Source organism: Tardiphaga sp., from assembly GCF_028290495.1.
Taxonomy (GTDB): Bacteria; Pseudomonadota; Alphaproteobacteria; order Rhizobiales; family Xanthobacteraceae; genus Tardiphaga.
On sequence record NZ_JAQGJT010000007.1, the window covers coordinates 42,841 to 62,316 of the forward strand.

Consider the following 19,476-nt stretch of genomic DNA (forward strand, 5'->3'; position numbering starts at 1 on the left):
AAAAGAGTTGGGCTTCCGCAGCGGCACAGCCGCCGCGGAACAGTTTGGAATATTTCGTCGGGTCGAAGGGTAACGTCAGGCGGCAGCGGCCACGTCAGCCAGCGCACCGGATGCCGCTGCGACGATCGCATCGACATCGGCATCGGTCATCGCCGTCGACAACGCCATCAATCCATAGCCGGCCGCGAGAACGCCGCGGTTGAGCAGCCCCGTATTGAAGATGCCCTGGCTGCGTACTTCCGCCGGGGTCATATAGGCCGAGCGATAGTCGCGGATCGGGCGATCCGAAAAATGAACTTTCAGCAGCGAGCCGAGACCGACGGTCGCGCCGGCCACGCCGTGCTGGCCGAACGCCGCATTGATGCCGTCGCGCACCGCATTGCCGATCGCATCGAGACGGGCGAAGGCGGCCTCGTCGAGTAATTCCATCGCGGCGATACCGGCACGCATCGTCACCGGATTTGCCGAGAACGTTCCGCCGTGCGGCAGTGCCGGTTTGCCGGAGCGCGGATCGAACACCGCCATGAACTCGGCGCGACCACCGATCGCACCGACCGGAAAGCCGCCGCCGATGATCTTGCCGAGCGTGGTGAGATCCGGCTCGATGCCCCAAATGCCCTGCGCGCCGTGATAGCCGAGGCGGAAAGTGATCACTTCGTCGAAAATCAGCAGCGCGCCGACTTCGCGCGTCACGGCGCGCAGCGCTTCCAGATAGGCCTTGTCGGCCGGCGCCAGTCCGGCGCGGTTCGGCATCGGATCGACCAGCACGCAGGCCAGTTCACTGCCATGCTCGCGGATCAAGCTGACCGCAGCCTCGATGTTGTTGAAGGGGATGGTGACGACATCCGACAGCACATTGTCGGGCGTCCCCTTGGCGTAAGCGACCGACACCGGCGCGTTGCGCCCCCAGGCTTCCGGCGTCGGGTCGAGGCTGACTTCGGCGTAATCGTAGGAGCCGTGATAGGCGCCTTCGCACTTGGCGATCTTGTGCCTACCGGTGAAAGCACGCGCCGCCTTCAGCGCCATCATCACCGCTTCGGTGCCGGAGTTCGCAAAGCGCAGCTGATCGACCGACGGCAGCCGGGCGGCCAGCAGTTCGGCCAGATCGACTTCGGATTCCGTGGGAAGGCCGAACGCCGATCCCAGCGCCAGTTGCTTGGTCGCGGCATCGATCAGTGCCGGGTGGGCGTGGCCGTGGATCAGCGAGGTGAAGTTGTTGATGCAGTCGATGAACTCGTTGCCGTCGATGTCCCAGACCCGGCAGCCGGCGCCATGCGCCGCATAGATCGGATAGGGCTTCATGAAGACGGTCGTGCGCGTATTGCCGCCGGGCAGACTGGTCAGAGCGCGCGCGTAAAGCGCCTGGGATTTGGACTTTGGATCGGGATACATATCTTTTCCTTCAGCGATATTCAGCGGCCGAGATAGGCTTCGCGCACGCGCGAATTGTTTTTCAGCTCGTCGGCCGTGCCTTCGAGGACGATGCGGCCGGTTTCGAGGACGTACGCGCGGTCTGCGACAGCGAGCGCGAGCACCGTGTTCTGTTCGACCACGAGGATGGTGAGGCCCGCTTCGGCGATCAGCCTGACGCGCTCATAGACTTCCTCGGCGAGGCGCGGCGCGAGGCCGAGCGACGGCTCGTCGAGCAGCAGCAGGCGGGGACGCGCCATCAAGGCCCGCCCGATCGCCAGCATCTGCTGCTCACCGCCAGACAACGACCAGCCGAGCTGCTTGCGGCGTTCCTTCAGCCGCGGAAACAGATCGAACACGCGCTCGAAGTCCGCCGCGATCGATTCACCCCAGCTCCGCCAGCTCACGGTGGCGAGCGACAGGTTTTCCTCGACCGTCAGTCCCGGGAAAATGCGACGGCCTTCCGGCGCCTGCGCGATGCCGCGCGCAACGCGGCGATCGGACGAGCATTTCGCCAGCGAAGCGCCCTCGAACAGGATGTCACCGGACACGATCTCGTTGAGACCGGAGATCGTGTGCAGCAGCGTCGTCTTGCCGGCCCCGTTGGCGCCGATCAGCGCTACGGTTTCGCCGGGACGAACCGACATCGAGACACCATGCAGAGCGACGTTGTCACCATAGGCGACGACGAGATCTTTACACGCCAGCATGAACGTATCCTTCGCCGAGATAGGCCGACAGCACCGCCGGATCGCTCTGGATCTGCGCTGGCGTTCCTTCGGCGATCTTGCAGCCGAAGTTCAGCACGAAGATGCGCTCCGCGAGCCGCATCACCATGCCCATGTTGTGTTCGATCAGGATGATCGCGAGCTTGTGCCGGTTGCGCAGGTCGGACAACCGGTCGATCAGCTGATCGACCTCGCCGGAGTTCAGACCGGCAGCCGGTTCGTCGAGCAGCAGAACGCGCGGCCCACAGGCCAGAGCCCGGCACATCTCGACCATGCGGCGACGGCCATATGACAGCGATCCGATCGCGTCATGCGCTTCATCGGCCATTCCCATCTGTTCGATCACCGTCATCGCGGCCTCGCGCAGCGCCCGTTCGCCGAGTTCGGGCCGGATAGCCGCGCCGGTCATCACGTTTTCCAGCACGCTGAGGCGCTCGAAGGTCCGGCCATGCTGGAAGGTACGGCCGAGGCCAGCGCGAATCCGCCGATGCGTGGCGGCGCGGGTGATATCCTTGCCGGCGAGAGCGACCTTGCCGCTGTCGGGCAGCGCCAGCCCGGTCAGAACGTTCAGCAGCGTCGATTTGCCGGCGCCGTTAGGGCCGATCACCGCGACGAATTCAGCTTCCGCGACATTCAGATGGATGTCGGACAGCGCCTGCAATCCGCCATAGCGCTTGTTGATGCCTGTGGCTTCGAGGACACTCATTTCACAGGGGCTCCCAAGGTGGCGGCCTGCGCCGCCGTCCGCTTGCGCCGGAAATAGCGTCCAAGTCCGACAATGCCGGTCGGCAGGATCACCAGGATCACCAGCAGCATGATGCCGAAGAAGGCGAGATAGGCGGTGCCGAGGAAACGCAGCCATTCCGGCAGGAACGTCAGCACGATGGCGCCGAGGATCGCGCCGATGAGGGTGCCTTCGCCGCCGACGATCAGCATCGCGAGATAGGTGATCGAATGCGCGTAGCTGAAGTCTTCCGGCGATACGAAGCGCACGTGATAGGCAAACAGGCAGCCGGCGATGGCGGCGCAGATCGCCGAGGCGACAAAGGCCGCGATCTTCGTCACCGTGGTGTCGATGCCGGTCATGTCGGCGGCCAGTTCGTCGTCGCGGACCGCGATCATCGCACGGCCATGACGCGACGCATGCACCATGGCGGCGACGGCGGCGACAATGGCCAGCACCACGATGGCGAACCACAGGAAGCTGCGCTCATCGGTCAGCGCATGGCCCGCGATCGACAATTCGGGAATTCGCGCAATGCCGTTGGTGCCGCCGGTCAGCTCTATCCAGTTGGAAGCCACGATAAAGAACGACACGTTGAAGCCCAGCGTGGCGAGCGCCAGATAGTGACCTTTCAGGCGCAGCAGCGGAAATCCGATCACCGCAGCAACCAGCGCCGTGATCGCCACCGCGGCCGGCATCGCCAGCCACGGCGACCAGCCGAGCCGCGTGGTCAGGATCGCAACCGCATAGGCGCCCATCCCGACGAACGCGGCATGCCCGAGCGATATCAGGCCGGCGTAGCCGAAGGCGAAGTTGAGGCCGATCACAGCCACCGCAGAGATAACCGCGAGGTTCATCAACCGCAGCTGATATTCCGGAAGGACGATCGACAGGATCGCGCCAACGACCAGAATGCCGGCCGAGAGAGTGAGAGGCGTGCGCATCATCGGACTAACCCCGATCCTGGATGCGTTCGCCGAACACGCCCTGCGGACGCACCAGCAAAAACACGATCATGATACTGAATGAGATCAGATCCTTGTAGGCCGAGGAAATATAGGAGGCGCCGAGAACCTCGGAGAGCCCGACGAACAGGCCGCCGACGATCGCCCCGGGAAGACTGCCGAAGCCGCCGATGATGGTCGCGGCAAACGCCTTGAGCGCGATGGGATCACCCATGCTGACATCGGCGAACCACATTGGTCCGAGCATCAGTCCTGCAATTCCGGCGAGCAATGCTGCGAGAATCCACGACAGCGCCAGGAGTCGGTTGACCTTGAGGCCCATCAGGCGCGCGGCCTGGATATCCTGCGCCACGGCACGCATGCCGATGCCGACCGAGGTGCGGTAGAACAGCAGCCACAGCAGCCCGACCATGATGGCGGTCACCGCCACCACGCCCAGCGCATGGACAGAGATGATCGCGCCGCCGAGCGTCACCGTCAGGCCTTCGACCGGCGACGGCAAACGAAACGGCCACGACCCGAAGGTCAGCAACGCGGCATTCTGCATCGTGATGCCGACCGCGACGGTGCCGATAATGATGGTGACGATCGAACTTTTGCGCAGCGGCAGGTAGACCGAGATGAAAAACAGCACGCCGAACAGCGCCATCAGCGCCAGCGATGCGCCATAGGCGAATGGCCAGGGCATCTGCGCATTGATCAGGGTCGCAACCCCGGCGAAGGTGCCGAACATCACGAACTGCCCTGCGGCGAAGTTCACGACGCCCGTGGCGGAATAGACGATCACGAACCCGATCGCAGCCAGCGCATAGACGCTGCCGATCGCCAGGCCGTTGATGAAGAGCTGTATGAAATCCGCCATGGGTCCCGTCTGTGGTTTCGTCCGCGAGCCACGTCGGCTCGCGGACAGATGTCGCTGGACGTCGATCAGTTCGTCTTGACGGCCCGAACGAACTCGAGCGTCTTGGTGCCGGCCTTGGCCTTAACCACGGCGAGATCGAACACGCCGTTGCCCTTGGCGTCATAGTCATAGACGTGACCGATGCCCTGCCACTTCTTTACGCCGGCGAGCCACTCGCGCAGCGCCTTGGCGTCGGTCCCGACCTTGCGCATGCCTTCGGCCATCAGCATCGCGCCATCGTAATAGGCCAGACCGTACGGATCCGGCTCGGTGCCGAACTTGGCCTTATAGCGCTCGACGAAGTCCTTCATCGTGCCACCGGCGCTGGGATCCATGAAGGCATCGACGACGCCCCACACGCCTTCCAGATCGGACGGCGACAGCAGCTGCAGGGCTGCCGGCACCAGAGCGGCCGATGAACTCACCAGCGGGATCTTGAAGCCCAGCATCTTCGCCTGGCGAAGCACCAGCGCGCCGTCCTGCGGATAATTGAAGATCAGAATAACGTCGGCGCCCTTGCCGCGCAGGCTGAGCAATTGCGCGGAGAAGTCCTTGTCATTCTGGCCGTAGGCTTCCATGCCCGCGACCGGCACGCCGGCGGCTTCAAACGCCTTGGCGGCGGTCTGCGCGCCGCCCTGCCCGAAGTCGTTCTGGATGTAGAGGATGCCGGGCTTCTTCGTGTTCAGCACCTGCAGCGCACATTGTACCATGCCGGCTGCGGAGACGCTGTCGGCCGGCCGGATGCGGAACATCCATTCGTTGCCGCCCTCGGCGACAACGTCGGCGCCGCCGGCATACATCGCCGGAATTTGCGATTTCTTGACCTCAGGCGCGACCGCAAGGTTCTGCGTCGAATAGCTCGACAGGAAGAAGAACGACGGCTTGGTTTCCTGCGCCAGCTTGACGTAGGCGTTTACCGCAGTGCCGTTCGAGGCCTGGGTATCTTCGAACACGATCTTCAGATTGCGTCCGCCGATGCCGCCGGCCTTGTTGATGTCTTCCTCGGCCATCATCAGCGAGTTGTAATACTGCTTGCCGGTCAGCGACAGCGGCCCGGTGATCGGGACCGTCGCCCCGACAAGAATCGACTCCTTCTGCTGCGCATGGGCCAAGCCGACGAAAGGCAGTGCGGTCGCAGCCAGCATGCCCTTCAGAAAGTCCTTCCTAGAAACGCGCATCAAGTCCCCCAAGTCGCCCCAATCGATTACGCGCCAGGACCGTCGGAGCAGAAACCGGCCTTGACATTCGTTCCGTTTTCCGGAACTATATTCCGGAATATGAAAAGCGTAGATGCAGGGTTTTGCTGAGTCAAGCCGCAGACTTTTGCATCAGCCGCCCAAGAATTAGCCCTGCGGTGTCGAGATCAGCCATGACAGCGAAGAACGTTTCCGTCGGCCCGCTGGGCCGCTACATCGAAGTTCTCGAGCTGGTGGCGGCCTTCAGGGGCTCGCTGACTTTGGCGGACGCGTCTTCGATGCTGGATATGCCGAAGACCACGGCGCACCGACTACTCAAGGGTCTCGTCAAGGCAGGACTTGCGAAAGATGCCGCCGGCGGACGCTCCTACGATATTGGCGAACGCCTGGTGCGACTACTGCACGCCAGCGCCGACGACGGCTGGCTGGTGGCGCTCGCCGAACCGCATCTGCGCGCCGTTACGGAAGCCTCCGCGGAAACCTGCTACCTGACACGCCTGCTCGGATCGCGCGTCGTGGTGGCCGTCTCGCTGACGCCCGACGTGCGGTGGCGAGGTCACATCCAGCCGGGCGTCGACATGCCCGTCAACGCAGCCGCGACAGCGAAAGCGATCATGGCCTATCAGAACGAGGCGCTTGTGGCTGAAGCCCTCTCGCACCCGCTACCGATGCTCACGGTCAACACCCGCAACGATCATGCATGGATCAAGGAAGAGCTGGCCGAGGTGCGCCGCCGCGGCTACGCGACCTGCGTCGGCGAAATCGACGACGGCCTCGCCGCGATTGCCGTGCCGATCGTGCTGTCCGACGGCAGCGTTTTCCACTCGCTCGGCATGACGGGTCCGCTGCAGCGGATCATGAATGACCGGCTGGGCGAACGCATCGCAGCCCTCCATGAAACCGCGGCGAATCTGACGAAGGTGCTTTCCATCGGCAGCCGGATTCTCGAGCGCGACGCGCAACAACTCCGATCCGTGTAAGGCGCCGAACCATTTTCCAGTTGATCGCGCCCACGTAGCCGCTGCGACTTTGCGCAGCGGCTACGCACGAACAGGAAGCGCGCCTTGAACGAGCTACAGTCCCTTCCGGGCCAAAAATACCTTTGCCGCCGTCCGCCATCCGAAATTGCCATTCGCCGGCCCGCGTGAGACAAGCCGGTCATGAATGATCGAGATCGAAAACCACGCTTTCCGCGCGGGGGCGGCAAGGGCCGCGACCGTGGTCCGCCACCGCGCCGCGGGCGCGAATCGGGCGATGGCCCGGCCATCCTCTATGGCTGGCACAGCGTAACCGCGGCGCTTGCCAATCCGCAACGCAATATCCGCAAATTGTACCTGACCGAGAACGCCGCAAGGCGGCTGGCCGACGACAAGATCGACACCAGGGTCGAGCCGTTGATCGTGCCGCCGCGCGAGATCGACGACCGGCTGGGACCCGACGCCGTGCATCAGGGCCTGCTGGCGGAAGCCGATCCCTTGGAGTCGCCGGACCTGGATTCGCTGACCCAGGACGGCATCGTGCTGGTGCTCGACCAGATCACCGATCCGCACAATGTCGGCGCCATCTTGCGTTCGGCCGCCGCCTTTAACGTCAAGGCGATCGTCACCACCGCGCGGCACAGCCCGGAAGCCACCGGCGTGCTGGCCAAGTCCGCCTCCGGCGCGCTCGAACTGGTGCCGATCATCACTGTGACCAACCTCGCCCGCGCGCTCGATGAGCTGAACGACCTCGGCTTTTTGACCGTCGGCCTCGACAGCGAGGGCAGCGAGACGTTGAGCGCGGTGCCGCTGCGCCAGCCGCTGGCGCTGGTGCTCGGCGCCGAGGGCAGCGGCCTGCGCCGGCTGACGCGCGACACCTGCAGCGTGGTCGCCCGGCTCGACATGCCCGGCGCGATCAAGAGCCTTAACGTCTCCAACGCCGCCGTGCTGGCGCTCTATATCGGCGCCAGCCAGCTCGGCCTGATGCGCTGACATCGACAAACGAAAACGCCCGCTCGCATTGCTGCGAGCGGGCGTTTTTTGTGGCCTTCAGGGATCAGTACATCCGGCGCTGCGGGCGCTGGTTGTAGTGCGGATAGGCATGGCGCGGCGCGGCGTAGCGCGGGGCGTACATCACGCGCGGTCCGGCGAAGTGACGGCGCTGCTGGTGATAGCCGTAGCGCGGAGCGTAACTGCGTGGCGCATAGCCGTAGCGAACGCGCGGCTGCATGCTGTAGCCGTAACGATAGCTCGGCCGCACGCGCGGCCGGTAGCTGTAGACGGCCGGCGCACGGTAAGCCGGCTCGGCGTAGGAATAGTGGTTGGTGGCGTTGCTGTAGGGACCGCCATCGTAATAGCCGTAGTTCGGACGACCGTAGCCACGCGGGCCACTCAGCGCGGTCTCCTGATAGGTCGGGACCGGCGCGTAGTTGCCGGGGCCGCTGAAGCTCGGGCCGCGATCGGCGTAAAAATAGCGGCTCGGGTCGGGAAGCCGCTCATAAGACGCGCCGCCGGCATAGCCGTAGCCCGCGGTCGGGCCGCAGGGGCTGACATAGGCCTGGCCGCAAGGCGAGCAACCGCCGCCGAACAGACCACCGCCGCCGCAGGCCAATGCCGGCGCAGCGCTGGCGGTCACCAGGGCCACGGCCGCAACCAGTTTCGAAATCACGTTACGCATTTACGCTCTCCTGTTGGGGTGTATTTTCTTGGTTGGGATCATCGCGTTATCGACGCCGGTTGTCCGGCGCGACAATCACCGCCGGCGGATTGAACGGAATGGCATCCTGTTGCACCGGTGGCGGCGACGCCGCCGACCAGTGCTCGTGGAAGCTCTCGGCGGGCTTCGGTAGCTTGCGGTTTTTCGGTGGTTCGACCTCGAGCCGGCCGTAGCCGGGCTGGCGACCTGCGCTGGGGTAATAGTGACCGACGTTCGGCAGGGGATCGACATAGCGCCCGCCATATACCGTCGGCTGAACGTGGACGCCACGCTTTAGCCCCCAGTCGCCCTCGACCACGGCGTAGGAAGCATCAATACCGTTGATGATGACCGGCACGCCCGCGCGGCCGGGAATCACGATGTTGTACCCGTCCGCGGCGATCGCCGGCAGGCTGGTCCCGATCACAATCAACAGGGCTGAAATGACGCGCATGGCAATGTCCTGAATTCCGGTGCTACGATAATCGAGGCCGTGGCCGGATGGGTTAAAACGCCGTCCTAAACTGCGGGTAAGCCTAACGCGCCAGTGTTTTCGGAAGTTCAATTGCGCGAAATCGCCAGATGATATCGTTAACGAAACCCGCGACTGCCCTGCTTGCACCGGCCAATTGCCAGGCCTGACCGCAGCTGATCTGATCGGGGAACAGATCGAACAGACGATAGTTGCCCATCGCCCTTTCCGGAGAAGCCCGATGAAACTGCTGAGTGCTGTCCTCGTTATTTCCGCCCTGGTGGCAACGCCGGCGCTGGCCCGCCACGCCAAGCACCACCACACGCATCACCACCGGCATCACGCCAGCCACGGGCCGATGTACTTCGCCGCGCCGGGCAAGCCGTACCGGCTGAGCTACAGCCACAATTACGGACCCGGCGTGCTGCCCGGCACCTACGCTTACTATGATGGTCCACTACGCGTGCGCTGCGACCAGTCTGCCGCCGCCTATCGCGGCCAGGACGGCCGCGCTTATCCCTGCAACTGACGATCGGTCGTGCGTACCGTCAGTTGGTGACGCGCGCCGACACCAGCGCCTGCTTGAACATCGCGTTCAGCGCGGTGGTGATATCGTCCGGGGTATTTGCCGTGAAGAAAAACCCCGATGACGCGCACTGCGTGAGGGCGCCCGGGATCGAGGGGATGATCGCGTTCACGAAGTAATCTTCGTTGTTGCCGAAGCTGGTCGGATTCTGGATCGGCTGATACGGAATGTAGAGTATCGAAATCGTCACGCCGCGGTTTTTCAGTGTCGTGCACAGCGACTTGTCAATCACCGTGGCGTGGTTGTCGCCCGACCATGAGCCGCCCCACTGGATCTGATTATTCTGCGCGCCGTCGGTGACCAGGAACACGAAGGGTAGCGGATCGGACGCGGTTGAGCCGGTGCCGACGGTGTTGATCAGCGTATTCATCTTCGGAAATGCATTTTCGAAATGCGTGCCGCCGGAGCCGAGTGCCGCATTCTGCCCGGTATCCAGCAGCGTCGCCAGATTTGCCGCGGCATAATTGATAGTGCCCGAATTGGTAGATGATCCCGAGATCGCACTGGTCAGTGGAAAATACGCATAAAGGTTCTGGATGTAGGGATAGAGCCCGATCCTGAACTGGTTCGCGACCTTTGCTGTGGCGTTTGCCGTCTGCAGCAATTGCACCACGGCATAGCCGACGGCGTCAGCGCGCAGCTGGATGCAGGCGGAGGTGCCTGGTGTCGAGCACGCATTCACTGGCGTGTTGGTTGATTTGCCGGCCGTGCGCGACAGTGAAAATCCCATGCACTTGCCGCCGGTGGAGTATTTCTGGTCAGAATCGGAACAGGCATCGGTGGCCGTAAAATGGCAGGCGAAGGTGCAGCCGTTCGGGTACAGTTTGTAATTGTCAGGATTGATCGCGGCCAGACGGGTCTGTTCGGCGTTGGTGGACGGCAGTCCCATCGAGCCCGAGACGTCGAGCATCAGATAGAAATCGAGAAAGGTCGGCAGCGACGCCTCCGAGCTCGAGCTTCCCGAAACGGTCATGTTGCGCCAGCCGGCAATCGCCATGAAGGTGGTCGCCACTTTGGCGGTGAACTGGACCGAAGCCCTTACGAATTTGCCGTCCTTGACCACGGTGATGGTCGGCGTCAGCCCGGTGATGCCACCGATCGTCGAGGCCCTGCCGTTGAAGAATTTGGTGGCGTCGCTGATGCCGACACTGACCGAACCGTCGGTGGTCATCGCCTGCGCGGCGAGGAAGCCGACCGATTTTGATGAAACCGCGGCAACGCCCGCAGCATCCGCGGCGCCTTGCAGCGCCGTACGGGCGCTGGCGGCGCGGGCATAATCCACCGCGCACCCGATGCAAATGATCAGCGGGACGACGGTAATGCCAAAGAGCAATGCGACGCTGCCGCGCTGATCGCTGCGAAAGCGGCTGAGCAGCCGAAGCCAGGATATTCCCACCAATTGCCCCTACTGGTCGTCAACCGAACCGGGCGCCTCTGCGGGCGCCTCACCGCGCAGCTCGTTTTCTGGCTGCATGATACGGACAAGAGTACCATTTAGGGATTAGCAGATACCTAATCGCACAGGCCGACGTTGGACCCGGCGGATGTATATACCGGAGCGCCGGACGTTGGGGAGTAGCCCTCGCAAGCGGAGTCTGTTATCTGACGCCGTGACGCCGCCCGACCACTGTCGCCGGCACTCTGCCAGGACCCCAAGTCTCGTGTATGTTATTGAAGTTATTGCCGGTTTAGCTCAGCGGTAGAGCAGCGGTTTTGTAAACCGAAGGTCGGGAGTTCAATCCTCTCAACCGGCACCAACAAAATCAACTACTTAGCTGAAATCCGGCTCATCGAATTTATTCCGGGGTTGTCGGCGGGGTATCATGGACGCCAGTTTTCGCCCTGCTCACGAAGCTCGCGGAGCAGGCGAGGCAGCATGCCATCCTGGACGTCAATGCCCTTTGCCGCCAACGCCCTGACCGTCTTCGTGATCTTCCGTGCCTCGGCGATCGTGGAGCCAGGAAGGTCGCCGACTTTGAGCATGGGCCGGCTTTCCCCGATTTCATAATGCGCATGCAATGTGATCGTCCCGGTCTTCCTGACGATCGCGCGCAGCCCGTGTTGGACATCGTCCGAGAAAGCCAACTTATCCACCTTGAGGCGCCCGGTCTTCAACGCGGCCGCCATCCCCAAAAGCATCGTCTCGGTGAATTCAGATTGAGCTACCGGCAGCGTCAACTTTGCCAATGAGTTGGCCGTAAGGCCGCGCTTCTTCTTCGGTTTCGGTGGATCGATTTTTACCATGCCCCACGCTATCTCCTTAGCGTGGATTGTCAACATTAAACCGCAGGGCGTATTTCACTTGCTCTCGCCCGCAGGTTGCGATTGGATGCGACCAACTTGAGGATGCCAACTATGCGACTTAATCTGATAGTTTCGATTCTGATAGTAAGCATCACGCCGGCTGCAGCCGATTGGCAGTATACGAAATGGGGCATGACGGTGGCCCAGGTACAGGCCGCGTCCAAGGGCAAGCTCCGGCCGTGCGACGCGCAGTGCGCTGGTCACAGCACCAGCAACGCAACGGTGCGGCTCCGCGGTGAGTATAACGCCGGTGAGTTTGCATTCAGCACATGGGCGGCGTTCGACAACCAAGGACGCCTCAATGGCATCCGGCTTGGCCTGCTCGACCCCAGCCAGGTCACACCCCTGATCGGCTCCGTACGTGCGAAATATGGAGAGCCTGAATCCGGCAGCCGCGGCAGTTCGATTCTGAACATCAGCACATGGCGCGATCGAACTGACCAGATTTCGTTGACTGTCATCGGAAGCAGCAATGCTGAACTGATGTACTCACCGCGTGTGACACCTTCCAATGCAGGCCTCTGATGATCCCGCTATTCCCAAACGAATCCCAGATCGCAGTGCTCGTGCTCGGTGAGAAGCGCTCCCGCGACTGGCCAGCCATAGCCAAGCACCTGGAATTGAAATCCGGATTGCCGCCTGTGGAAGCCTATTTCCACGAGCGTCAGAAGACAGTTCGACCTTACCCGGTAAGGGCCGAGCCGTCGATCACTCCGCGGATCCCAATCATACGCGCCCGCAAGTCCGGTGCCGAAAAAGAGTAGTTGCGAGGATCCGGTGGTCGCTTTGAACGAAGACCGCTCGTTCGCCGATGACCTCTTAGAGGGCGCGGACGCCATCGCGGCGTTCCTTTACGGCGACAAGACGAAGCGCCGCAAGGTCTACCATCTGGCGGCCATCAACGGCCTTCCGACCTTTAACCTTGGCGCACTCGTTTGCGCTCGCAAGAGCACTCTGCTTGACTGGGTTAAGGCGCAGGAGGCGCGTGGCATGAAACCATGAGCGTGACCAACCCGCGGGACGGCTTTGAGGACCTGATCGCAGGTTGGGAAATGTCGGTTACAATGCAACTACGCACGCCGCTCAAGTGGCTTCAGCGCCACCGCGAATTCCACGTCGGCGCTGCACCACCCGCCGAAGCATTGCCACCAGAACATGCTTGCTGGGTCCCGGTACTCAAAACGTGGCGCGAACTGGGTATCGACGAAGACGAAATCCCGCACACGACGATGGCGTCAGAAATCGGACAGATACCAGTCGACGGAGGCGACTTTCTGCCGTTTCTTCTGGAGTACCGCATGATCGTCGAAGGCGCCGCCGAAGCCATGGCGTCCCTTGCGGGTAGGCAACCCCGGTACGCGCATTTGCTTCAAGCGCCACCTCCGCGGAAGCGCACTCGAAAAGGGAAATAGGTCGCGGCATCTTCCAATCTCACATGCACGCTAATGAGCGCACTTTACTCGACGACTAAAGTGCTCAATCCAATGGAGCGATAATGTCCGATAAAACAAAGCCCGGGAAGCGCCTCGCTCTATTCCTGGACGGAACGTGGAACACGGTTAGCGACAACACGAACGTGTGGCGCCTGCGATCGCTTTTCCTTCCTGTCGGACCGGATGGCATTGAGCAGCGTGCCTACTACAGCACGGGCCTGGGCACCAAATTTGGCGAGAAGGTTCGCGGCGGGATGTTCGGCAGCGGAATCGACACTGCAATCACCAGTGCATACGAATGGCTAATCGAGAACTTTGAATTCGGTGACGAGATCTTCATCTTGGGATTTAGCAGGGGCGCATACACTGCGCGCAGCCTCTCTGGCTTTATCTCAAAATGTGGCCTCGCCAAGCGAGGGGCGCCGCTCGGCGTCAACCAGCTCTACAAGAGATACCGCAATAAGGAGGCAAGGACGATCCGCGCATTGTTCGACGTGAAACCTCAAGACCTCAGTTTCGAGGACGCGTGGCTGCTGAAGCATTCCCGTGCGGTGCCAATCAAGTTCATAGGCGTATTCGATACAGTCGGTGCATTGGGTGTGCCCTTCCCTCTCGTTCGTCGCATCTTCGGTTCAGCCTACCCTTTCTTAAACACCGGGCTTCGTCAGAACAATGAACACGCATTCCACGCTCTAGCTGTTGACGAGCATCGAGAGCCCTTCGCCCCAACACTTTGGACTAATCAGGGGGCAACAAACGCCGCTCCGCGACCCATCGAGAAGACTGAGCAACGGTGGTTCGTTGGTGCGCATGCCAACGTGGGGGGTGGATGCTTCAGCGATCTGTTGGCACAACTGCCGCTTTCATGGATCGAAAGTAAGGCGCAGATATTGGGCCTGGGCTTATCGAGCGGCTATGCAGCCGAAGATAGCGCAATCACAGGCAAGATATCGGACTCCTATGCCGAGTTCATGAAGGGCTGCTACCGGCTTGTAAAACTTGGTGCTCGCTATTATCGCCCGATCGGAGTGCCTCCGCCGGAAGAAGGTCCGAACGTCAAGAACATCAACGAAACGATTGATCGATCGGTCTTCGATCGGTGGAGGGCCGATAAGAGCTATCGCCCACCCGGTCTCGCCCAATGGGCCAAGCGGCACTCGGTTGACCCAGCCGCAATTGGCGAATCCGTCTTTGCGGACGCGCCGGCAACGACCGCGCCGTCGTGAAGTCTGCGTTGTCTGGTCTGGGGCATATTATTAGGTCATGATAACGTTTGTTCTCACGCCCACACTCAACAGATAATCGCAAATTCCGTATTCAACCCGTATTTACGGCGGCGCAACTGCGCGGATGGCCGACTTCTCTCTTTCTCACTTGGTCATTTTCCAGGGCTGAACGCTGTAACGACCCTAGGATATGGATGTTACGTTACACCCTGCGGAGGGGCATAAATGCCCCCCGCCGCACGAGGGTTTGTAACATGGGGCTGTAACGAATTTTACAAAGCTTTTTCAATAACTTAGCTAGTTTCGTAACAAGGTGTAACGCGGTTGCTGTAACAGTCGATTTAGCGCGGCGGGAACGGCGGCAAAGGCGGCATCGGTGTAACGTTGCGTGTTACAGCCCCGTCGAGCTGATTTAGCTCCTTCTGGCCAGCCGGCGTGCATTGCCAAGTGTTGCGATGCTTCACGATCATCTTCTCCTTGGCCAAAGCGTCACACGCTCGACTAACCCGCATGGCCGCCGGCTGCCCCTTGGCGTCGGTCCAACCCATCACCATCGCCATGGTTCGCAAGCTGGCTCCCGGTTGGTCGAAGATGACCTTGAGCAAAGCGTTCTCGCTGTGCACCGCTGCGTCCGCCAATCGCTGCTTCGTGGTGTCATCAATCACGCGCGCCACGACAGTCGGGATGTCGCGCCCGCGCGCGTCTTTCAGTATCGGATGGTAAACCGTGTTGAGTTCGAAATGGATCGGGGAAAACTCGCGTCCACGGAACTTGCCCTGCACCTCGGCGCCAATGAGCGTGTCCTGTTTCCGCAAGGCGATGTTGCCGTCCACCTCATTCAGGAACGCGCCGCCGCCGCGCGGGATCAAGTCATCGGCAGCGGCCCGCTTCGTCGGGTGACAGAGGATGATTACCGTAGGACCACCAGGCAGCATCGTGAGCGAACGGAGGCGGCGCGCGTGGTCAACGGCTTGTGTGTTGGAGTTTTCGTCGTCGCCTTCGAAGTATGCCGCGGCGGTGTCCACGACGACCAGTGAGGGCTTCAGGCCCTTGCGGGTTATTTCCTCCGTGATGCGCGCAGCGATGCCTGAGAGGGCCGTGGCGCCCGGCACAAAGTGCACGTCGGTGGTCTCGGGGTCGATGCTCATGCTTTGCGTCGATCCCAGCCAGCGCATTTGAATGTCGGTCGGATTCTCGCCTGCGAAATACAGGACGCACCCCTTTTCAACGTCGAGATTGCCAAGCTTACGACCAGTGGCGACGTGCGCGGAGATCAGCATGGCGATTGCCGTCTTGCCGACGCCGGTCTGTGCCGTGATCGAATATACAAAGCGCCGCTGCAGCACGCCGTCAACCAGGTAGTCCGGTGGAACGAAACCGCGCACGAACTCGCCCGATGACTGAATCAGATCCGGCAGCGGCTCAGTGGGCACGACCGTCAGCTTCGGAGGTGTTGGCATTGGCGTTCCAGGTGCGAGATGAGACGGTGCGATATCTGAGCCAGCGGCGTCATCCGGTGGATCAGACTGCTCTGGAAACAGATGACCATATTTCACCTGCCACGCGATCATGGCGGCTTCCTCGTTGGCGTCCGCGGCCTCTTGCATGGCATCCGTCGTCGCGCGGGCGGACACGGCGGAGTGATCCAGAGTGATCTGCCATTGTGCTTCGTTCGCGGCCCGCTGTGCAGCAACGCGGGAGTCATGGCGCGCCATTCGCGCATCTTCTTTGGCCACCGGCGGCGCTTGCGCCAGTCGCCATTCCTCCAGTTCGCGCTCGTCCTCCCGGTGGGCTTTGATGGCCTCCGTAGCCTTCCGTCGATGCGGTACATTCGCGGCGATGGCGCGCAGCCGTTCGACGGCAGCCACAATCGCAGGAGGAGCCTGCCAACCTTGATGCAACGCATCGTCGGCGAGGTCGATCAGTAATAGATCGGTAGGCAGTCGCTTGCGATTGAACGTTGCGAACCGCGCGGCGACGTAGGCTTCGCGCTCGGCAGTCGCCGCATCGATGTCCGTGAAATCGTCACCACCGTCCTGTCCTGTAAGCAGCAAGCCGTGCCGCGTGTTCGCCGCGTAGTGCTCATCGCGCCCGATCAGCAAGCGGTGAAATTGGTCCTCCCCGCAGCCACTCATCCTGCCGTGGCGGAACAGATCCCACCCGATGCTGTCAACCGACATCCGAATGGGTGTGAGTCTCCCGCCACCTTCCTCCGTCGGGACCATTTGCCATTTCGTCGGATAGTGACCGTCAGCCCAATGTTCTTCGGTCAGCGACTCGATATCGTCGTCGGTGAACGCTACCGCAAGCCGTGCGTCGATCGGCACGATGTCGTCGAGGTTTACGTCCTGTTCGCGCTCTATCTGGCGCCGGACCATGAAGGTCTCGAACGGGTCATCTTGGTTGATAACGATGTCCATCTCAGGTCTCCGGCCGCGCGCAGCGGCGGTTGGACCCGCGAATAACGTTGACAATCTGATCGAAAAGCTGTAAGGGATAGTTGCGAGCGACCCCAGACGTTTTCGACCCGTGCGGCAACGCGCGGGTTTTCTTTTTAGTACGGTGGTGGCGGTGCCTCCGGCGGCCCAAGCGTTGTGGCGAGCTTCACCAGCATGCGATTATCGATACGTGTAATAGTGCTCATGGGTGGCGGACGCTGTTCGACACCGAAAGTCAGAATGACACCAGCCCGCGTCTTCCGAGGTAAAATAGAGATGTAGGCGTTGGCGCCTTCGTTGTGGAAATCGACGTAGACCGCAGCACCTTCGTCACCTGCCCAACGATCGAACGCATCCGTGCGCATCGCGTCGATGAGGGAGCAAAGCGCTTCGCCAAGGTCATCTAAAGGACCAATTGCGATACCGGCGAGCCATTGAAATGGTGCTCGCCACGGGACGAGTAGGTCCGCTTCGGGCCACACCCCCTCGCGCGCCACGTGAATAAGGGGAAGCGCGCAGACGCGCGTCACGGTCCCAGCCGCGCGTGTGTCAGACGATGATAGCAACGCCGCGATGGTGGTCCGTACTGCGTCTGTGGTGGTGATATCAGCGCCCCCGCGACCGCGCTTCGTCGCAGAGACACATCCGGCTGCGCGTAACGCTTGGCCATACCGCTTCATGGTCCCGGCAGGCTTGCCAAGATCGGTAGCGCAGAGCGGCAGGAGGTCGTTGAAGTTTGCCATGATCCAAAATAGCAAACTTAATGGAGATTGTCAACATAAGCGCGGACTGGTCCTACCCGTGTTGCATCGGACCGCGAATACCCGGTCCGCGTTGCGCCGTTCGGTTGCGGACCTCGTCGAGAAACTTGATCCCTCCTAACTCCAACGCATGGCGAATTTTGTCCGCCGCTTCGGCTCTCGCGTCTATACGCCATTGCTGATCCGAATGGATATAGGCGCTTCCATCAAAATTCTCGATCTGTTGGATGGTCGATATTCCAACATCAGCCCGCTCGGCGAGTACAGCCATTGACCACCGCAGATAAGCGCGAGCCGCCCTAACCTGCGACCCCGTAATTTCGTTTTCCATCATGCCGATACTCCGTTACTTTTAACGCGCCTACACTGCATCGAATTAATGTGAACAGTCAACAACAATGGAATATGAACTATACGTTGCGATTGTAGGTTGACAGAAACAGCCAACGATATATGTTGACTGTCAGCGATGAGATGGTTCGTCGCACTAGTAGGAACAAACACCATGTCGCAGTTTAATGTCGTCGCAGTTGCTCGCAAGCTCTCTGTCACGACCGCCGCCGTTTGGGCGACGATCCACAGCGCAGCCCGCGCCGGTACTCTTGACGCGTTGTTCATGGAATGGGGTTTCTACGCCGCGCCAGCACCACAGAAGGTTCGCACACCGCGCGCTCCGCGCAGCCGTACCATGACTGCAGCAACGATGGACCGGATGGTCCGCCAGTTCTACTCGACCGGTTCGGTCTCGCTGGCGGCCTGAGAGTTTCGTGCAGAGTGTGCTGCCACGTATTCAACAACAAATTGTGGGTCGCCCAGTTTCAGAGGCGTCCCATCTGCGGCTCTGAGCAACGGCCCGCGCCGCCATGCGTAGAAATACGTTCGCTTCGTGCCATCCGCGAGTGTCTTACCGGTGGACACTAGGCCGGGGAAGATTTTCGAGCGGCGCATGATGACGCTTCTCCAAGGCACGGAAATCTTTAGTTTTTGTTAAGCAGATTGTCAACATGTTCGCTCTAGTGTAGTGTTCTTCACAAGTTTTAAAAAAACAGGGGTTGGTAATGACCGTTTCGTTCGTTCCAGACTACGATCAACTTCGTACTGAGTTTGAGGGCCAAGCCGAATTTCGAAGGAGAAAAGCGGTTGAGTATCCCGGCGACGCGCGCAACGCGGAGGCCGCCGCCCTCTTTGATAAACTTAGTGCAACGGCAAACGCTGTGTCCGCGCCGTTGATGGGGGCATAAATCGAGCTTTTTGAAGATGCCACTGACTCAGAGGTTCACCAATCCATGCTCAAGGAGATTGGGTTTCATTGGTGGCCTGAAACTGCGACCGAGTTTGTCTCAGCATATGTGGCGAAAATGACAAGCGGCTAAGACGCAGCGTCTTGCGCCGGGTGATCGAGTTCGAAGGTGAACGGCCTATGCCGCGGAAGCTCAAGACATACCAGACGTCGATCGGATTCTTCGACCTGGCCGTCGCCGCGCCGTCCATGAAGGGTCTGGGGCGCCAACAGCAACATCTTCCACCAGGGGCTTGGGTTGCCAGCCGCAGCCGCTGCAGTTCTCCGGGCGAAAGCGTCGGCGTACTGCGTTCTAAAGTGAGATAGCCCAGACCGAGGTCGAGGAAAACCGCCAGACGCGCGTCCACGTCCTCCAAGAT

24 protein-coding genes, 1 tRNA gene and 1 pseudogene are annotated in these 19,476 nt (G+C 61.2%); 12 read left to right on the forward strand and 14 right to left on the reverse strand.

What is annotated here, in order from left to right; all coding sequences use genetic code 11:
• Window positions 1-75: 75 nt before the first annotated feature.
• From JWQ24_RS00715 to JWQ24_RS00740, 6 genes are all read right to left on the reverse strand, one after another.
• Window positions 76-1,392 carry an aspartate aminotransferase family protein gene (locus JWQ24_RS00715; RefSeq protein WP_299803148.1) on the reverse strand — a complete coding sequence of 439 codons (1,317 nt, stop codon included), beginning with the start codon at window positions 1,390-1,392 and terminating at the stop codon, window positions 76-78.
• A gap of 20 nt (window positions 1,393-1,412) precedes the next feature.
• Complete coding sequence (locus JWQ24_RS00720; protein ID WP_299803149.1) at window positions 1,413-2,120, reverse strand: ABC transporter ATP-binding protein; 708 nt, start codon at window positions 2,118-2,120, stop codon at window positions 1,413-1,415.
• On the reverse strand, window positions 2,107-2,844 hold the full coding sequence (locus JWQ24_RS00725) for an ABC transporter ATP-binding protein (protein ID WP_299803151.1): 738 nt from the start codon (window positions 2,842-2,844) through the stop codon (window positions 2,107-2,109). Before JWQ24_RS00725 ends, JWQ24_RS00720 begins: the two co-directional genes overlap by 14 nt.
• On the reverse strand, window positions 2,841-3,809 hold the full coding sequence (locus JWQ24_RS00730) for a branched-chain amino acid ABC transporter permease (protein ID WP_299803153.1): 969 nt from the start codon (window positions 3,807-3,809) through the stop codon (window positions 2,841-2,843). Before JWQ24_RS00730 ends, JWQ24_RS00725 begins: the two co-directional genes overlap by 4 nt.
• Window positions 3,810-3,813: 4 nt before the next feature.
• A complete protein-coding gene (locus tag JWQ24_RS00735; RefSeq protein WP_299803154.1) occupies window positions 3,814-4,689 on the reverse strand; it encodes a branched-chain amino acid ABC transporter permease in 876 nt (291 codons plus the stop codon).
• Window positions 4,690-4,754: 65 nt separating this feature from the next.
• Window positions 4,755-5,906 carry an ABC transporter substrate-binding protein gene (locus JWQ24_RS00740; RefSeq protein ID WP_299803155.1) on the reverse strand — a complete coding sequence of 384 codons (1,152 nt, stop codon included), beginning with the start codon at window positions 5,904-5,906 and terminating at the stop codon, window positions 4,755-4,757.
• Window positions 5,907-6,097: 191 nt separating this feature from the next.
• Here JWQ24_RS00740 and JWQ24_RS00745 point away from each other — a divergent pair, with 191 nt between their 5' ends.
• Together JWQ24_RS00745 and rlmB are read left to right on the forward strand one after the other, a co-directional pair.
• Window positions 6,098-6,904 (forward strand): IclR family transcriptional regulator C-terminal domain-containing protein, encoded by an 807-nt coding sequence (locus JWQ24_RS00745; protein WP_299803156.1) that lies wholly within the window; start codon window positions 6,098-6,100, stop codon window positions 6,902-6,904.
• A gap of 180 nt (window positions 6,905-7,084) precedes the next feature.
• On the forward strand, window positions 7,085-7,894 hold the full coding sequence (gene rlmB, locus JWQ24_RS00750; protein WP_299803157.1) for a 23S rRNA (guanosine(2251)-2'-O)-methyltransferase RlmB: 810 nt from the start codon (window positions 7,085-7,087) through the stop codon (window positions 7,892-7,894).
• Between the two features lie 64 nt (window positions 7,895-7,958).
• On the opposite strand, the gene JWQ24_RS00755 is transcribed toward rlmB, so the two are convergent.
• The 3 genes from JWQ24_RS00755 to JWQ24_RS00765 all read right to left on the reverse strand — a co-directional run bounded on the left by JWQ24_RS00755 (window position 7,959) and on the right by JWQ24_RS00765 (window position 9,289).
• Entirely contained in the window at window positions 7,959-8,579 is a 621-nt protein-coding gene (locus JWQ24_RS00755) for a hypothetical protein (protein WP_299803158.1), read from the reverse strand.
• Window positions 8,580-8,625: 46 nt separating this feature from the next.
• Window positions 8,626-9,051 carry a hypothetical protein gene (locus JWQ24_RS00760; RefSeq protein ID WP_299803159.1) on the reverse strand — a complete coding sequence of 142 codons (426 nt, stop codon included), beginning with the start codon at window positions 9,049-9,051 and terminating at the stop codon, window positions 8,626-8,628.
• An 82-nt stretch (window positions 9,052-9,133) separates the two neighbouring features.
• Window positions 9,134-9,289, reverse strand: coding sequence for a hypothetical protein (locus tag JWQ24_RS00765; RefSeq protein ID WP_299803161.1), 156 nt, complete (start codon window positions 9,287-9,289; stop codon window positions 9,134-9,136).
• 21 nt (window positions 9,290-9,310) lie between these two features.
• Between JWQ24_RS00765 and JWQ24_RS00770 the strand changes: the two genes are divergently transcribed.
• The gene (locus JWQ24_RS00770) at window positions 9,311-9,598 is read left to right on the forward strand and encodes a hypothetical protein (RefSeq protein ID WP_299803163.1); all 288 of its coding nucleotides are present in this window, start codon (window positions 9,311-9,313) and stop codon (window positions 9,596-9,598) included.
• Window positions 9,599-9,617: 19 nt separating this feature from the next.
• On the opposite strand, the gene JWQ24_RS00775 is transcribed toward JWQ24_RS00770, so the two are convergent.
• Window positions 9,618-11,051 carry a pilus assembly protein TadG-related protein gene (locus tag JWQ24_RS00775; RefSeq protein ID WP_299803165.1) on the reverse strand — a complete coding sequence of 478 codons (1,434 nt, stop codon included), beginning with the start codon at window positions 11,049-11,051 and terminating at the stop codon, window positions 9,618-9,620.
• 286 nt (window positions 11,052-11,337) lie between these two features.
• Between JWQ24_RS00775 and JWQ24_RS00780 the strand changes: the two genes are divergently transcribed.
• A tRNA-Thr gene (locus tag JWQ24_RS00780) sits at window positions 11,338-11,412 on the forward strand.
• Between the two features lie 64 nt (window positions 11,413-11,476).
• On the opposite strand, the gene JWQ24_RS00785 is transcribed toward JWQ24_RS00780, so the two are convergent.
• Entirely contained in the window at window positions 11,477-11,899 is a 423-nt protein-coding gene (locus tag JWQ24_RS00785; RefSeq protein WP_299803167.1) for an Arm DNA-binding domain-containing protein, read from the reverse strand.
• Window positions 11,900-12,010: 111 nt separating this feature from the next.
• Between JWQ24_RS00785 and JWQ24_RS00790 the strand changes: the two genes are divergently transcribed.
• From JWQ24_RS00790 to JWQ24_RS00810, 5 genes are all read left to right on the forward strand, one after another.
• A complete protein-coding gene (locus tag JWQ24_RS00790) occupies window positions 12,011-12,484 on the forward strand; it encodes a hypothetical protein (RefSeq protein WP_299803169.1) in 474 nt (157 codons plus the stop codon).
• Complete coding sequence (locus JWQ24_RS00795) at window positions 12,484-12,723, forward strand: hypothetical protein (protein WP_299803171.1); 240 nt, start codon at window positions 12,484-12,486, stop codon at window positions 12,721-12,723. Before JWQ24_RS00790 ends, JWQ24_RS00795 begins: the two co-directional genes overlap by 1 nt.
• Before the next feature lie 22 nt (window positions 12,724-12,745).
• A complete protein-coding gene (locus tag JWQ24_RS00800; RefSeq protein ID WP_299803173.1) occupies window positions 12,746-12,961 on the forward strand; it encodes a DNA-binding protein in 216 nt (71 codons plus the stop codon).
• Window positions 12,958-13,371 (forward strand): hypothetical protein, encoded by a 414-nt coding sequence (locus JWQ24_RS00805; protein ID WP_299803175.1) that lies wholly within the window; start codon window positions 12,958-12,960, stop codon window positions 13,369-13,371. Before JWQ24_RS00800 ends, JWQ24_RS00805 begins: the two co-directional genes overlap by 4 nt.
• A gap of 83 nt (window positions 13,372-13,454) precedes the next feature.
• Window positions 13,455-14,618: a DUF2235 domain-containing protein gene (locus tag JWQ24_RS00810; RefSeq protein WP_299803176.1), complete on the forward strand. Its 1,164-nt coding sequence runs from the start codon at window positions 13,455-13,457 to the stop codon at window positions 14,616-14,618.
• Window positions 14,619-14,959: 341 nt separating this feature from the next.
• Here the strand turns inward: JWQ24_RS00810 and JWQ24_RS00815 are convergent, their stop codons facing one another.
• The 3 genes from JWQ24_RS00815 to JWQ24_RS00825 form a co-directional block, all read right to left on the reverse strand.
• On the reverse strand, window positions 14,960-17,038 hold the full coding sequence (locus JWQ24_RS00815; RefSeq protein WP_299803178.1) for an AAA family ATPase: 2,079 nt from the start codon (window positions 17,036-17,038) through the stop codon (window positions 14,960-14,962).
• Between the two features lie 134 nt (window positions 17,039-17,172).
• A complete protein-coding gene (locus JWQ24_RS00820) occupies window positions 17,173-17,799 on the reverse strand; it encodes a hypothetical protein (protein WP_299803180.1) in 627 nt (208 codons plus the stop codon).
• A gap of 52 nt (window positions 17,800-17,851) precedes the next feature.
• A complete protein-coding gene (locus tag JWQ24_RS00825; RefSeq protein WP_299803182.1) occupies window positions 17,852-18,151 on the reverse strand; it encodes a helix-turn-helix transcriptional regulator in 300 nt (99 codons plus the stop codon).
• Window positions 18,152-18,322: 171 nt separating this feature from the next.
• Here JWQ24_RS00825 and JWQ24_RS00830 point away from each other — a divergent pair, with 171 nt between their 5' ends.
• The 3 genes and pseudogenes from JWQ24_RS00830 to JWQ24_RS00840 form a co-directional block, all read left to right on the forward strand.
• Window positions 18,323-18,577: a hypothetical protein gene (locus tag JWQ24_RS00830; protein ID WP_299803184.1), complete on the forward strand. Its 255-nt coding sequence runs from the start codon at window positions 18,323-18,325 to the stop codon at window positions 18,575-18,577.
• Window positions 18,578-18,875: 298 nt separating this feature from the next.
• Complete coding sequence (locus tag JWQ24_RS00835; RefSeq protein WP_299803186.1) at window positions 18,876-19,058, forward strand: hypothetical protein; 183 nt, start codon at window positions 18,876-18,878, stop codon at window positions 19,056-19,058.
• A 179-nt stretch (window positions 19,059-19,237) separates the two neighbouring features.
• Window positions 19,238-19,349: pseudogene (locus tag JWQ24_RS00840) on the forward strand (cell envelope biogenesis protein TolA); the annotation flags it as partial.
• Between the last annotated feature and the right edge of the window lie 127 nt (window positions 19,350-19,476).

Excerpts from the sequence above, each read along its gene's own strand:
- JWQ24_RS00745 (WP_299803156.1), top strand. The coding sequence starts at position 6,098 with ATGACAGCGAAGAACGTTTCCGTCGGCCCGCTGGGCCGCTACATCGAA.
- JWQ24_RS00735 (WP_299803154.1), bottom strand. The coding sequence starts at position 4,689 with ATGGCGGATTTCATACAGCTCTTCATCAACGGCCTGGCGATCGGCAGC.
- rlmB (WP_299803157.1), top strand. The coding sequence starts at position 7,085 with ATGAATGATCGAGATCGAAAACCACGCTTTCCGCGCGGGGGCGGCAAG.
- JWQ24_RS00760 (WP_299803159.1), bottom strand. The coding sequence starts at position 9,051 with ATGCGCGTCATTTCAGCCCTGTTGATTGTGATCGGGACCAGCCTGCCG.
- JWQ24_RS00770 (WP_299803163.1), top strand. The coding sequence starts at position 9,311 with ATGAAACTGCTGAGTGCTGTCCTCGTTATTTCCGCCCTGGTGGCAACG.
- JWQ24_RS00715 (WP_299803148.1), bottom strand. The coding sequence starts at position 1,392 with ATGTATCCCGATCCAAAGTCCAAATCCCAGGCGCTTTACGCGCGCGCT.
- JWQ24_RS00765 (WP_299803161.1), bottom strand. The coding sequence starts at position 9,289 with ATGGGCAACTATCGTCTGTTCGATCTGTTCCCCGATCAGATCAGCTGC.
- JWQ24_RS00790 (WP_299803169.1), top strand. The coding sequence starts at position 12,011 with ATGCGACTTAATCTGATAGTTTCGATTCTGATAGTAAGCATCACGCCG.
- JWQ24_RS00805 (WP_299803175.1), top strand. The coding sequence starts at position 12,958 with ATGAGCGTGACCAACCCGCGGGACGGCTTTGAGGACCTGATCGCAGGT.
- JWQ24_RS00785 (WP_299803167.1), bottom strand. The coding sequence starts at position 11,899 with ATGGTAAAAATCGATCCACCGAAACCGAAGAAGAAGCGCGGCCTTACG.
- JWQ24_RS00755 (WP_299803158.1), bottom strand. The coding sequence starts at position 8,579 with ATGCGTAACGTGATTTCGAAACTGGTTGCGGCCGTGGCCCTGGTGACC.
- JWQ24_RS00815 (WP_299803178.1), bottom strand. The coding sequence starts at position 17,038 with ATGGACATCGTTATCAACCAAGATGACCCGTTCGAGACCTTCATGGTC.
- JWQ24_RS00835 (WP_299803186.1), top strand. The coding sequence starts at position 18,876 with ATGACCGTTTCGTTCGTTCCAGACTACGATCAACTTCGTACTGAGTTT.
- JWQ24_RS00825 (WP_299803182.1), bottom strand. The coding sequence starts at position 18,151 with ATGATGGAAAACGAAATTACGGGGTCGCAGGTTAGGGCGGCTCGCGCT.
- JWQ24_RS00730 (WP_299803153.1), bottom strand. The coding sequence starts at position 3,809 with ATGATGCGCACGCCTCTCACTCTCTCGGCCGGCATTCTGGTCGTTGGC.
- JWQ24_RS00820 (WP_299803180.1), bottom strand. The coding sequence starts at position 17,799 with ATGGCAAACTTCAACGACCTCCTGCCGCTCTGCGCTACCGATCTTGGC.
- JWQ24_RS00810 (WP_299803176.1), top strand. The coding sequence starts at position 13,455 with ATGTCCGATAAAACAAAGCCCGGGAAGCGCCTCGCTCTATTCCTGGAC.
- JWQ24_RS00740 (WP_299803155.1), bottom strand. The coding sequence starts at position 5,906 with ATGCGCGTTTCTAGGAAGGACTTTCTGAAGGGCATGCTGGCTGCGACC.
- JWQ24_RS00720 (WP_299803149.1), bottom strand. The coding sequence starts at position 2,120 with ATGCTGGCGTGTAAAGATCTCGTCGTCGCCTATGGTGACAACGTCGCT.
- JWQ24_RS00795 (WP_299803171.1), top strand. The coding sequence starts at position 12,484 with ATGATCCCGCTATTCCCAAACGAATCCCAGATCGCAGTGCTCGTGCTC.
- JWQ24_RS00725 (WP_299803151.1), bottom strand. The coding sequence starts at position 2,844 with ATGAGTGTCCTCGAAGCCACAGGCATCAACAAGCGCTATGGCGGATTG.
- JWQ24_RS00830 (WP_299803184.1), top strand. The coding sequence starts at position 18,323 with ATGTCGCAGTTTAATGTCGTCGCAGTTGCTCGCAAGCTCTCTGTCACG.